10 protein-coding genes are annotated in these 12,753 nt (G+C 71.7%); 9 read left to right on the top strand and 1 reads right to left on the bottom strand.

Annotated features, from left to right (window positions below; genetic code table 11):
- The first annotated feature begins 191 nt into the window (after positions 1-191).
- The 4 genes from WMF31_RS42140 (at position 192) to tnpC (ending at position 4,055) form a co-directional block, all read left to right on the top strand.
- Complete coding sequence (locus WMF31_RS42140) at positions 192-743, top strand: hypothetical protein (protein ID WP_436607502.1); 552 nt, start codon at positions 192-194, stop codon at positions 741-743.
- A gap of 254 nt (positions 744-997) precedes the next feature.
- Positions 998-1,414, top strand: a complete 417-nt coding sequence (locus tag WMF31_RS42145) for a helix-turn-helix domain-containing protein (RefSeq protein ID WP_436600078.1) — start codon at positions 998-1,000, stop codon at positions 1,412-1,414.
- Entirely contained in the window at positions 1,411-1,755 is a 345-nt protein-coding gene (gene tnpB, locus WMF31_RS42150; protein WP_436600077.1) for an IS66 family insertion sequence element accessory protein TnpB, read from the top strand. The genes WMF31_RS42145 and tnpB overlap by 4 nt, the downstream gene beginning before the upstream one ends.
- 254 nt (positions 1,756-2,009) lie before the next feature.
- Entirely contained in the window at positions 2,010-4,055 is a 2,046-nt protein-coding gene (tnpC, locus tag WMF31_RS42155) for an IS66 family transposase (RefSeq protein WP_436600076.1), read from the top strand.
- Between the two features lie 1,261 nt (positions 4,056-5,316).
- Here tnpC and WMF31_RS42160 read toward each other — a convergent pair.
- Entirely contained in the window at positions 5,317-5,877 is a 561-nt protein-coding gene (locus WMF31_RS42160) for a Uma2 family endonuclease (protein WP_275938791.1), read from the bottom strand.
- A gap of 417 nt (positions 5,878-6,294) precedes the next feature.
- On the opposite strand from WMF31_RS42160, the gene WMF31_RS42165 reads away from it, so the two are divergent.
- The 5 genes from WMF31_RS42165 to WMF31_RS42185 all read left to right on the top strand — a co-directional run bounded on the left by WMF31_RS42165 (position 6,295) and on the right by WMF31_RS42185 (position 12,746).
- Positions 6,295-7,335, top strand: coding sequence for a GAF domain-containing protein (locus tag WMF31_RS42165; RefSeq protein ID WP_436607503.1), 1,041 nt, complete (start codon positions 6,295-6,297; stop codon positions 7,333-7,335).
- A 269-nt stretch (positions 7,336-7,604) separates the two neighbouring features.
- Positions 7,605-10,298, top strand: coding sequence for a type VI secretion system Vgr family protein (locus WMF31_RS42170; protein WP_436607504.1), 2,694 nt, complete (start codon positions 7,605-7,607; stop codon positions 10,296-10,298).
- A gap of 63 nt (positions 10,299-10,361) precedes the next feature.
- A complete protein-coding gene (locus WMF31_RS42175; RefSeq protein WP_129356201.1) occupies positions 10,362-10,796 on the top strand; it encodes a DcrB-related protein in 435 nt (144 codons plus the stop codon).
- 15 nt (positions 10,797-10,811) lie between these two features.
- Complete coding sequence (locus WMF31_RS42180; RefSeq protein ID WP_436607505.1) at positions 10,812-12,404, top strand: PAAR domain-containing protein; 1,593 nt, start codon at positions 10,812-10,814, stop codon at positions 12,402-12,404.
- 12 nt (positions 12,405-12,416) lie between these two features.
- A complete protein-coding gene (locus WMF31_RS42185; protein ID WP_129356205.1) occupies positions 12,417-12,746 on the top strand; it encodes a hypothetical protein in 330 nt (109 codons plus the stop codon).
- Positions 12,747-12,753: the final 7 nt, after the last annotated feature.

The raw sequence follows: 12,753 nt of genomic DNA on the forward strand, positions 1-12,753 counted from the left end.
GGCGACGAGAGTGAAGCGGGCCGAGCGGGTGGAGGGATTCGAGCAGAGCGGCCGGAGTGCCGAGAGGCTCGCGCGGTGCGAGGTGTACAAGCCGAAGCAGCTGTACTGGTTTCACTGGAAGCTGCGGGCTGATTGCTCCCCACAGTGCTCGGCACCGTCGTTAGAGGCATCGCACCTTTCTGCTGGTGCACGTGCTGGTCGACATTTCGCCGGTCGGGGTGGAGCCCGTGCTGCGTGAGGAGGAGTTGGGCGCCGCGGAGGAGCCGACGGTCGGGTTCGAGTACGCGTTGCAGCCGGACCTGTCGGTGGCGCTGCCTGCGTGGGCGAGGACGAGCCACAAGGACGTGCAGCATCCGGGCGACCCGATCGTGACGGTGACGTTCGCGGACGGGCTGGGGCGGGTGCTGCAGACCAGGAAGGACCTGGAGCGGGACACGGGCACGGGGACCGAGGTGGGGATGAGCGTGAGCGGGGCGGTGGCGTTCGACGCGCTCGGTCGCGTGGTGGACCAGGGGCAGCCGGTGTTCAGCGTGGAGCCGGACACGGCGTTCGTGGCGGTGGAGATGCTGCGCCCGACGCACATGCAGCACGACGTGCTGTCGCGGGTGCGGCTGGTGGAGCGGCCGGACACGAACGGGTCGGACGGGTACGCGCGGACGGCGATCGAGCACGACCTGTCGATGTTCGAGGGGCGGCTGCTGTTCGAGGAAATGGTGATCGACGCGAACGCCCCTCCATCTTGAAGGCGCTGCTCAGACGTCGGTGGCCGGATCGGGGGGTGGAGGAGTTCAATCGGATCGAAGGGGTGGAGCGGCAGATCGTGACGCGGTACGAGCACAACCCGCTCGACGAGCTGGAGCGTGTAACGGACGCGAACGGGAACGTGACGCAGGCGTAGCCGCTCCGCAGACCACGTCTTTCCCTTGGCCAGATTCGGTTGCACGCTACGCGACGTCCGGTGAGGGCCGTGCCCTCGCCGAGCGAAGAGGAGCGAGCGATGCCAGGAAGCAGGGAGCTGGTGCAGCTGCGTGCGGAGCTGTCGAGGTATCGAGAGCAGAAGAGCCGTGGGAAGTACCCGAGCGAGCTGCGGGAGCGAGCCGAGGCGTACGCCAGGGAGCGTTCCCGCGCGGGGGCGACGCCGACCGAGATCGCCACGGAGCTCGGTGTCCACAAGATGACTGCCGACCGATGGCTGGCTGGCGGTGAGCGCGTAGACGACGGGGCGTTGCCAGGAGCCACCAAGGCGGCTCAACAGGATGTTCCGTTCCTACCCGTCGTGGTGCGCCCGGAGCGCCGAGAAGCGCCGTCTTTGCGGCTCAACGTCGCATTTACCGATGGGACGCGGATGCAGGTATGTGGGATAGGCGCGCGCGACCTCGTGGAAGCGATCGAAGCGTTGCGGAGGGGACGGTGACCCCCGCGACGATAGCCGTCTATCTGGCGGTCGGTCCAGTGGACTTGCGTGGCGCATTCGACCGGCTCGCCGCGATCACCCGGCAGGTGCTGTGTCTGGACCCGGCCAGTGGCGCGCTGTTCTTGTTCCTCAATAAGAGGCGCAACCGGCTGAAGGCACTTTGGTGGGACCGCAACGGGTATACAATCCTGTACAAGCGTCTCTCGAAGGGTGCATTTGTTCTGCCCTCGTTCACCGAGGCCGACGGCAAGTGTATCGAGCTGTCAGCACACGACTTCGCGCAACTGCTCGCCGGTCTACCCGTGGAAGAGCTGGCAAGCCGCCGCCGGGTGGTCCACTGAGGCGTCTGCGCCGCCGCTCGTTCACCGCGCTGCCGGCGCCAGCGCAGCCCGATGGTGGCCGGCGCAGCCCGATGCGGAGATGGATCAGGGCACGAGCTGCATCATCCCGAAGACCTCGCGAGAGCGCGGCGCCGAGGGCGCACCATGCCTGTTTGCATTCCCGTCTTCGGTGAGAAATTCTCATCAAAGACAGCGAATATTGTCTACATAAGGTACTTGCCAAGCGCAAGCAAAGGGGGCATTCATGGCGCGCCTTGACCTCGACGACCCGACCCGGTGAGACCGAGCTGCCGCAGCCAGCGGAGACAGAGCGCCTTGACGGCGCGGCGCTCGTGCTCGGCTATCTCCAGGCCAGGGGACAAGGACAGGGGAGCCCCGCCGACGCCGCGTCGGTGGTCGACGCGCTGCTCCGGCGGGTGCAGGAGCTCGAGGCGAGGCTGGCCGACCTCTCGACGGCGGCGCAGCAGGCGCAAGAGCTCGCTCGCTCTGTCGAGTCGCTCAAGGCGTATAATCAACAGCTGCAGGAGACGATCCGGACCTTGGAGATCGGGTTCCGGCGCCATGTTTCCGAGCGAGTCTCGCCTGACCAGCTGCGGCTTTCGCTGGCCGGGGAGCCCGATGCCTGTTCGGGGGCGGCTGCACCGCAGGCCGAGGGCCTCGACGCCTCGCCCGAAGCAGACGCAGACGAGGTCAGCAGCCCGCCGCCGGGCCCCGCGAGCCCGCCGGAGCGCGCGGGGACGGCAGAATCCTCCTCCGGCTCGGATCCCGGAGGAGGCAAACGAGCCAAGCGCCACGAGCACGGGCGCCGCCGCATCAGTGTCATTCCGCGGGTAGTCATCGAGTCGCTGCCGCCGGAGGTGCTGCTCAAAGGCATCGAGCGCTTCGAGCGTGTGGGCGCCGAAGACAGCTCGGTGATCGGCCACCGGCGCGGCGGCCCCGTGGAGATCATCTGGCGTCGCCCCAAGTACGTGGCCAAGGCGGAAGCGCCGGCGGCGAGCAGCGGAGCGGGCGAGGAGCCTGCTCCTTTGCCAGCCGGTGGACCGGCCCTCACGCGCGAGCTCGACGAGCCCCTCGTCGTGCGGGAGCACGAGCTCCTGGGGATCCCCGCGGACACGGGCTTCAAGCGAAGCCCCTTCGTCGACGGCGTCCTCGTTCGCTACACGCCCGAGTCGGACGCTGCGGAGGACAGCGGCGGACCGGTGAAGATCGCCTCGCTGCCGGAGCGCCCGATCGACAGGTGCCTTGCCGATCCGAGCCTCTTGGCCCACCTGTTCGTCCACAAGCTCGACTACCACACGCCCTACTACCGGCAAGAGGTGGAGTCGGAGCGCCACGGCTTCCGCATCGGCCGCGGCAACATGACACGCTGGCAGTACGATTGTGGTGGCATCGCGATGCGCATCGCCGATGCCATCTGGAGCGACGCGCTCTCGAGGTCGTGGTTCGCCATGGATGCGACGGGCACCGCCATCCGGGCCAAGGAGAAGCACCGCTACGGGCATGTCTTCGTCCTGGTCGCGCCGGGCGATGGGGTGCTGTTTCGCTATACACCGACGTACGACGGCCCCACCGTCACGAAGCTCTTCGGCGGCTACCAGGGGACGCTCGTCGCCGATGCCTCGTCCAACCACAACGTGCTGTTCGGGCCGGGCAAGGCGCGCGAGGCCGGCTGCTGGAGCCATGCACGAAGGCGCTTCTTCAAGGCGTTCAAGGCCGGGGCGGGCAAGGAGGCGGCGTTCGCGCTCCAGACCCTCCAGGCGCTCTTCCGGGTCGAGGAGGAATGCGCGCTGTGCAGCCCCGACGAGCGCCTCGAGATCCGGAAGCGCGAGTCCGCACCGCTGATTGGCAAGCTCTTCGCGTGGGTCGAGGCGCGGCGGCAGGTCGTCCCGGAGCATTCGCCATTGCGCGAAGGGCTGGTCTATCTGCACAACCAGAGGGCCGCGCTCTGCGAGTTCCTCTCCAACGGGGAGATCCCCATCCACAACAATGCCTCCGAGAGGGCGCTGCGCCGCGTCGTCAAGGGGCGGCGCAACTGGCTCTTCCACGGCAGCGACGAGCATGCGGTCCGGGCGTGCGCCATCACGTCGCTCATCGCGACCTGCCAGGTGCACGGGCTCGATCCCGAGCTTTACTTGCAGGAGATCCTGACCGTGGCTCCGAGTTATCCGCTCAGCCGCATCCTCGACCTGAGTCCCAAGAACTGGGTCGCGACGCGACAACGCCTCATCGCCGAGGGGCGGCTGAAGTACCTGGACCTGGCTCGGATCACCGGCTCGCGGCTCGTCCTGCGCGCTCGCTGATCGCGCCGCGTCGCCCGCTTCCATCGCGCCCACAGCGCTCGTCGCGTTCGGAGCGGCCGAGCCAGGCGCGCGTCCTTTCCGCGCCGAGGAGCGTCGGCTCGTCGAGCCGGCGCTGTCGTCGCTTTGCCCGGCCGCCGTCGAGCTCGTCCTGGCGGGGGGCCTTCGGGTCGCATCGCTTCCGCGCTGCTTGTCCGCGCCTCGCGTCGGCCGCCGTCCGCCCACCTCCTCCGCGGACGGGAGGGCGGCGCTCTCGCGGCGCCGCACGCCTGCGGCGTCGGCTGCTCCCGCGCGCTCCTTCTGCCCGGCCGCGCGACGCGGTTGCCCCTTCGCGCGGGCGGGGGCGTCCTCGCGACCTTGCCACGCGACGTGCGGCGCAGACAGCGTCAGCACCGCCGTTGTCAGGCTCGGGATCTCGACTCCCTCCTCCCCGCTCCGTCGCTTCGTCATCGCACCGCGACTCTACGCACGGGGTCGCCTTCCACAAGCACGCTTCAGAACGCGTTCTGCGGAGCGGCTACACGCAGGCGGCCTACGACACGGTGGGCCGCATGGTGGAGCTGGTGAGCCCGGACGCTGGGCGGACCGAGTGGCGGTACGACCTGGTCGGCAACCTGCGCGCGAAGCAGGACGCGGAGCTCGCGCAGCGGGGGCAGCTCATCCGGTACGAGTACGATCACAACCGGCTGAGGAAGATCGACTATCCGGTGACGGAGGATGTCGTCTACACGTACGGCGCGCCGAACGAGGGCGGCGACGCGAAGGGCAACACGAGGCGACGATGCGGTACGCGTTCGACGCGCTGGGGCGGATGCAGGAGCTGCGCTTCCCCGGGTCGGGCGAGGAGGTCGTGCGCTACGGGTACGACCGCGGCGGGCTGCTCATCTCGGCAACCGGCGAGAACCAGGGCATCAATCAGCAGCGCCCGAACGAGCCGAGGACGACGGAGTACCTGGAGCACATCGGGTACGACGAGTACGGGCAGCGGGGGCGCATGGTGGCGGGCAGCCGACCTGCGCGCGCGACGCGCTCGTGTTCCGGGCGGCGCTCGAGCGGCGCGATCCCGATCGCGTGGGGGCTCGCGGGCGGCTACACGCCCGACGTGAGCAAGGTGGTCGAGGTGCACCTCGGCACGTTCCTCGAGGCGCTGCCGGCGCGGGAGGCGCAGGCGCGCCGCGGGGGACGCCGGCGCACCCGCGCGCGCAGGGGGGCCATGCGAGCCTCCGGGCCTCCTGGCGACGCGCTGATCACGACCTCCACCGTGTCACCCCGGAATGTCCTCACGTACCGGACCCCGCATCCACCACTCCGCGATATCGAGCTCCACCGCGTCGAACGGCTCCGCGCGTACCCGTGCCTCCCCGACCGCCACGCCAAGCTCCAGCCATTTGCCCTCGTGGAGCCGGCTCCAGGTGAACGTCTGCGCGTCAAGATCGACATACCAGATCCAGCGAACGCCGATGCGCGCATAGAAGGGGCGCTTGATACCCTGCGTGTAGGCGCGCATCCTCGGCGAGAAGATCTCGCAGAGCCAGTCGGGGGCGATGCGAATGGGATCGTCCTCGGGCAGCTCGGGCAGGCGCTCGCGCTGCCAGCCCGCTAGGTCGGGGGAGAACTCCGGTGATCCTTTCAGCTCGATGCCAGGCTCCGGCAGGATCCACCATCCTCCCGGGCCGCCGCGGCTGCGGTCATAGGGATCGATGAGCTCATGATCGATGAGCGACAGCACGCGCTGGTGGCGCGAGCGCGGGCGCGGCTGGGTGTACAGCACCCCCTCGATGATCTCGCCCTTGATGTGCGGCGGGAGCGCCTCGAGGTCGGCCATGGTGGCGGGGTCGAGCCTGCGTGCAGGGGCAGCCATCTCCGGGATCCTGCCCGGCGGGAGGCGTTGCGGCAACGAGGCCGTCCAGGAACGAAGCCTCGTCGTCCAGGAACTCGGGCGCCCCGTCCAGGAACGCGCGCGCCCCGTCCAGGAACGGAGCCTCGTCGTCCAGGAACTCGGGCGCCCCGTCCAGGAACTCGGGCGCCCCGTCCAGGAACGGAGCCTCATCGTCCAGGAACTCGGGCGCCCCGTCCAGGAACCGAACCCCGCCGTCCAGGAACCGAACCCCGCCGTCCAGGAACCGAACCCCGCCGTCCAGGAACTCGGGCGCCCCGTCCAGGAACGGCGCCAGGTAAGCTATCTTGCGCTTCCGCGGCGCGCGAGCGCCGGGACCCGCAAGCAAGGTAATCTGCGACCGCCATGGCCGATCTGAACGACCCCGCCCGCCTCGCCGCGCTGCACGGCGCCATGCTGCGCACCGACGCGGACGCCATCCTGGACGATTGCGTGGCGCAGGCCGCTCGGCTCGCGCGGGCGCCGATCGCGTTCGTGAGCCTCGTCCTCCGCCACATCCAGCTCCTGCGCGCGCACCACGGCCTGCCGCTGGAGCTCGCCGTGAGCTGCGCGACGTCGCGCAGCGACTCCTTCTGCCAGCTCGTCGTGCTCGACGAGGCGCCGCTCATCGTCGAGGACGCCCTGCGCGACGCGCGCGTGCCCAAGGCGCTCGTCGAGCACTTCGGCATCCGCGCCTACGCGGGCGTGCCCGTGCGGGTGCACGGACACGTGGTCGGCTCGCTCTGCGTGCTCGACGTCGTGCCCCGCCGCTTCGAGCCGCGCGTCCAGGGCGGCCTCGATCAGCTCGCCCTCGACGTTTCACAGCGGCTCTCCGCGCTGGTCGAGGGCGTGCCCGCGTCCTGCACCCGGAGAGGCTCGGCCGAGACCTGCGCCGCCGCCAAGGAGCGCCTCGTCCGGATCGAGCAGGCCACGCGCGTGCTGGAGCGCGCGCTCCTCGCCATCGCGCCCGTCGTCGCGGTGGCGCAGGGCCCGGCGCCGGCGTGGGCGCCGGTGTCGCCGGCCGGCAGGGCGGGCGTGACGCCCGGCGACCTGCGCGCGGCCGTCGGGTGCTGGCACGACATGGGCCCGGTCGCCGAGGAGCTCTGCGAGGACGCCGCGGCCTTCGAACGCGACGCCCCGTTCGAGGCGGCGTCCGGGATGACCGCGGCGGCGCGGGCGCTCGCGCGGGACCTGGCCGAGCTCGGCCCGCTCGTCCGCCTCGCCGAGGGCGTGCTCGATGGAGTGCTCGACGGCCCCGCCGCCGCCAAGGGGACGCGCGCGGTGCGCAGCGCCTCCGACGCGCACCAGGCCGCCTCCGCGGCGGTGCGCCAGATCCGCGCGCGCCTCGAGCGCATGCGGTCGGCGCCGGCCGGCAGCGCCGCGGCGCCGACCGGCAGCGCGGCATAACGCGAGAGCGCCGCAGGAGCGCCGCGAATCCGCGCGGCAGCCCACGGAGCCCTCCGCGCGGCAGCCCGTGGAGCCCTCCGCGCGGCAGCCCATGGAGCCCTCCGCGCGGCAGCCCATGGAGCCCTCCGCGCGGCAGCCCATGGCACTCATGCTGCCCGCGCCGAGCGAGGATGTATTCAACCCACCCACCGCAGATGACCCGCCCCGGGCGGCGGCGTTCGGTGGCCTGGATTGCAGCGCGTACGTACTTTACACTGGGCGTCCGCCCCATGTCGCGCCTCTCGCTGTGGTTCGCGTCAAGAGAAGAATCGCTCTCGGTACGGCGCTTTGCGGTCCGGGAGCAGATGTCGTCGCTCTTCGAGGTGACGATCCTGGCCGTGTCCGAGGTCGAGGATCTCAACCTCGACGGCATCGTGGGCAAGGCCGCCGCCTTCAAGGTGGAGTCGAACGTCCTGCACTCGCTCGTGCCCGCCCGGGTCTGGGCCGGCCTCTGCGCCCAGATGGAGCAGGTGCAGGCCGAGCCGACAGGGCTCTCCACGTACCGACTGCGCATCGTCCCCTCGCTGTTCCGGGCGACGCTCCGGCGGAACAACCGCATCTTTCAGCACCTGTCGATCCCCGACATCGTGCTCCTCCTGCTCAAGGAGTGGGAGATCGAGCCGGACGTGAGGCTGAACGCCAAGTATCCGGCCTACGAGTACCGGGTGCAGTACGGCGAGACCGATTTCGCGTTCCTGTGCCGGCTGCTCGAGGAGGCGGGCATCTCCTTCTATTTCGCGCACCGGCCCGGCGACGGCATGGGCGCCGAGCTCACCCGTCTCGTCCTCTGCGACGCCCCGCAGCGCAACGAGCCGCGCTCCGCCGGGCCCATCGCCTACGTCGACAACCCGAACGAGGCCGCCGGGCGCGAGTTCGTGAGCGAGGTGGTCGTGAGCCACGAGGTCCGGCCCGGCCACGTCACCCTCCGCGACTTCGACTTCAGGATGCGGCCCGATTACCAGCTCCTCGCGGAGGCGAAGGACGGGCCCGACGACGAGCTCCGCTACGAGCACTACCACTACCTGCCGGGCGCGTTCGTGGTCGAGCCGGGCAAGGGCGGGGACACGCCGGTCGCCGACGACAGGGGCGTCGCGCGCGTCGACATGAAGGAGGCCGAGGCGCTCGCGACGCGGAGCCTCGAGGGCGAGCGGCGCGGCCGGCGCTCCGTCCGGTACCGCACCAACGCCCTCGACCTGTGCCCCGGCGTCGTCCTGTCGATCGGCCAGCACCCCCGCAAGGAGCTCGCCCCGGGCCAGGCGCTGCTCGTCGTCGCCTCCTCGTTCGAGGGCGAGCACAACCGCGAGTGGACCACGACCGGCGAGGCGGTGTTCGCCAGTCACCCCTACCGCCCCGCGCGGCGGACGCCGAGGCCGCGGGTCGTCGGCGTGCAGAGCGCGATCGTGGTCGGCCCCCCGGGCGAGGAGATCCACACCGACGAGTTCGGCCGCGTGCGCGTGCAGTTCCACTGGGACCGCGAGGGGCGCTTCAGCGACGAGAGCTCGTGCTGGATCCGCGTCAGCCAGGGCTGGGCCGGGAGCCGCTACGGGCTCATCGCCATCCCCCGCGTCGGGCAGGAGGTCCTCGTCGACTTCTTCGACGGCGACCCCGATCGGCCGGTGATCGTCGGCCGCGTCTACAACAACACGACGCGCGTGCCGTACACCCTGCCCGCCGAGAAGACCAAGAGCGGCTGGAAGAGCGACTCTTCGCCGGGCTCGAACGGCTTCAACGAGCTCTCGTTCGACGACGCCGCGGGGCGCGAGCTCATCCACGTCCAGGCGCAGCGCGATTACTCCGAGATCATCAAGCACGATCAGCGCTCGACCGTGCTCTCGAACCGCTCGGCCAGCGTGGGCGCCAGCGACGCGGTGACCGTCGGGGGGAGCCAGAGCTTCAGCGTCCTCAAGAGCCAGAGCCACACGATCGGCGAGCAGCAGACCAACAACATCGGCGCGGGCCGCACGTCCATCATCGGCACGTCCGACACGGTCGACGCGGGCGACAGCCAGAACGTCACGGTCGGCGACGGCGTCGGGTACACGATCAACAAGGACAAGACCGTCCAGATCACGAACGGCGTGGCGTCGATCCGGATCACGCCGGAGGGCATCTTCATCGACGCGAACGGCAACCTCGAGATCTCGGCGGGCGGGCTGCTCAAGCTGTCCGGCGCCGAGGTCCAGATCGACGGCGGGCCGAACGTGTTCATCAACACCACGTCCGCGAAGGCGCCCTCGGTGGCGACGATTGGCAAGGCCAAGGCCCCGAGCGCGCCGGGCGGGCCGGGGGGAGGGGGCGCGACGAGCGTCGCCGCCGAGATCCTGCGCGGCGGCGGCGCCGTCGAGCTGCCGGGGGGCATCGCGGACGTCGAGGTGAGGGGCGCCGCGCTGGGGCTCGCCCGCGCCGCCTCCTCCCTGCCGCTCACCCCGGCCGCGGCCCCGGCGGCGCTCCAGATCGGGCCCGCCGCCGGCGCGGCGATCCAGGAGGAGGTCCGCGCGCCGTCCTCGCCGCTCGCCGCGCTCGTGAGGACGGGGACGGGCGCCGTGGAGCTGTTCAGGCTCGCGAAGGGGGAGAGCCTCGCCTCGCTGCCCTCGACGCTGGACGTGCTCGGCCCGGTGCTCACCGAGCCGCGCGCCGCGCTCGGAGGCCTGAGCGCGAGCGACCTCGGGTCGCTCGTGAACGCGGGCAGCGCGGCCGGCATCGTCCACGTGGGCGGCGCGGGCGGGCAGGTGGCGCAGTTCCTGGCGCTGCGGACCGCGGCGGCGCCGCGGTCGGTGAACGGCGGCGCGGTGCGGGCCGAGGCGCAGGCGACCGAGGCCTCGGGCGTGCCCGCCGAGCGCGCCTACGCGCGGGCGCTGTCCACGCAGGGCGTGGCGCTGTATCAGGGCGACATGCAGGGCGGCTTCGCCAAGGTGGAGCCGTGATCCCGGAGGCCCGCGGGATGTCGGCGCGCGCGCGCCGCCCCTCGCGGCGTGGAGACGAGAACGATGCCGCGTTATGAGCACAGCGACGTGTCCTTCGACGTGCCGCGCGACTGGGAGGACCGCTCGGTGGTGGCCTTCTCGGCGCCGGCCAGGGCCGCCCAGGCGATGGCCGCCAACCTGGTGATGACGCGCGACACGCTCGCGGCGGGCGAGGACATCCGGCGGTACGGCGACCGGCAGCTCGTCGAGGTGGCCCGGCGGCTCGACGGCTTCCAGCTCCACGCCCGGCAGGAGATCGCGGTCGACGGGCAGCCGGCGCTGGAGCTCCGGTTCGCGTGGCGGGGGCAGGGCGGGCCGCTCGAGCAGCGGCTGGTGTTCGTCGCCGGGCGCAAGCCGGCGGTCCTGACCTTCACCGCGACCATGCCGAAGAGCGAGGCGGCGCGGCTCAACCCGGTGTTCGACCGCATCCTCGCGAGCGTGAAGCTCGGCGAGGGGTGATGGAGCCGTGACGCCGTGAGCGCCCTCGAAGCGGCCCGGCTGGGCGACGAGATCGGCCACACGTCCGCGTGGGCCGGCCTCATCGCGGGGGCCTGCATCGGGCTCGCGATCGGCGGCGCGATCCTGTTCACCGCGGTCACCGGCGGCGCCGGGGCGGTCCTCATCGGCGCGGCGATCGCCGGCGGCGTCGGGCTCGGCGCCGCCGGCGCGCTGGCCGGCGCCGAGATCGGCAAGATGTTCGAGGGGTCCCCGTGCGGGACGACGGAGACCGGATCTCCGGACACGTTCATCGAGGCGAGGGCCGCCGTGCGCGCGGTGCTCGACGTCATCGAGCACGGCGGCAAGAAGGTCGCGCAGGGCAGCTCCACCGTCTTCGTCAACGGCGAGCACCTGGCGCGCAGGACCGAGAAGGCCGAGTGCGGCGGCGTCATCCGCCAGGGCGCGAGCTACACGTTCATCGGCGGCGACACGCTGACGCTCGTGCCGATCGAGGAGGAGGTGCCGTCGTGGCTCACCACGACGCTGCAGTGGACCGCGCTCCTCGCGGGCGGGGTGGCGCTGGTGCTGACGGGCGTGGGCGCCGGCGTCGCCGTGGCGGCGCTGGGGCTCGGCGGCTCGCTGGCCGGCGGGTTCCTCGGCGGGCGCGTGGGCGAGGCGGTGGGCGGCCTCTTCGGCGAGCGCGGGGCGCGCATCGGCGAGATCGTCGGCGAGTTCGGCGGGAGCCTCGTCGGCGGCATCCGCGCCGTGAAGATCGGCGAGCGGCTCGGGTGGGTCCGCCCGCCCGCCGCGCAGCCGGGCCCGCCGGGGCGGAGGGCCACGCCGAGCCCGGAGGAGGTGGCGCGGGCGCGCGCCTGGACCAATGAACGGATGGCCGAGGCGCCGCCCCCGGACCCCGCGGCGAACGCCCGGCTCCAGGCGAGGAACGCGGAGAACCGCGCGGCGTACGAGCGGGTGCAGCGGGGCGAGCTGGAGCACCCGAACACGACCCCCGAGCGGCTCAGGATGGCCGTCGAGGGCGACGCCGACGGCCAGCGCGTCCCGCTCACGTACAGGGATCGCGCGCAGTTCGACAGGCTGCAGTCCGACGTCCGGCGCGTCTTCGAGTCGGAGGGGATCACGGACGCGACGGTGCAGCAGCTCGGCTCGGCCACGAACGGCTTCAAGGGCAACCCGGACAAGCCGTTCGGGTTCTGGTCGCCCAAGTCGGACACGGATTTCGCGATCTTCAGCGACCAGGCGCTCGTGCAAGCGCAGCAGGTCGGCGCGCCGTACAACGCCAGGTACGGCATCTTCAAGAACGGCGAGGCGCCGAGCGCGCTCAACCCGGAGGGGAGGCCGGGGCTCTCCAACACGTCGCTCGGGAGCAAGCTGAACGCGCTGGCGGAGAGGTGGAACGTGGAGATCTATGGTGAGCCCAACCCGAGCAACGGCGGCTTCGACTTCAAGCTCAACGGGGCGCGGGAGCCGAGCGGCGACTTCCCGACGATCTACCGGGGTCCCGACGCGTACGGCGCGACGCCGCCCGCCCCGCGGGCGCCGGCGGGCAGCGCCGGGACGGCCGGCGCCGGCGGGACGAGCGTCTCGACGCCAGGGGACGGCGACGGCTGAGCGGAGGCGATCATGAGCAAGGCAGCCAGCACGACGCTCGCGTGGTCCTTCAAGAGCGATCTCTCCCAGGACGAGATGCTCCGGCGGCTGGACGAGCGATGGCCGTCGACGTGGTCGATCTCGGACAGCGGTCGCCACGGCGACTACGTGGCCGGCCGGCTCACGCCCGAGGCGGTGGCGCGCATCTACGAGGACGGCCCCGGGTTCGTGGTGCACCTGCGCTTCTCCTCGCCGGGCGGCGACGTGAGGGCGCAGCTCCTCGCGGCCCAGCAGCGGCTCATCGTCGAGGTGCTCCCGCTCGTCGGCGCGCGCGACGTCGACACGACCGAGCCGCTCGACTGACGCCCCC

It is taken from the genome of Sorangium sp. So ce1036 (assembly GCF_051369805.1).
Classification (GTDB): Bacteria; Myxococcota_A; Polyangia; order Polyangiales; family Polyangiaceae; genus Sorangium; species Sorangium cellulosum_F.

Excerpts from the sequence above, each read along its gene's own strand:
- WMF31_RS42175 (WP_129356201.1), top strand. The coding sequence starts at position 10,362 with ATGCCGCGTTATGAGCACAGCGACGTGTCCTTCGACGTGCCGCGCGAC.
- WMF31_RS42185 (WP_129356205.1), top strand. The coding sequence starts at position 12,417 with ATGAGCAAGGCAGCCAGCACGACGCTCGCGTGGTCCTTCAAGAGCGAT.
- WMF31_RS42160 (WP_275938791.1), bottom strand. The coding sequence starts at position 5,877 with ATGGCCGACCTCGAGGCGCTCCCGCCGCACATCAAGGGCGAGATCATC.
- WMF31_RS42145 (WP_436600078.1), top strand. The coding sequence starts at position 998 with ATGCCAGGAAGCAGGGAGCTGGTGCAGCTGCGTGCGGAGCTGTCGAGG.
- WMF31_RS42170 (WP_436607504.1), top strand. The coding sequence starts at position 7,605 with ATGTCGCGCCTCTCGCTGTGGTTCGCGTCAAGAGAAGAATCGCTCTCG.
- WMF31_RS42165 (WP_436607503.1), top strand. The coding sequence starts at position 6,295 with ATGGCCGATCTGAACGACCCCGCCCGCCTCGCCGCGCTGCACGGCGCC.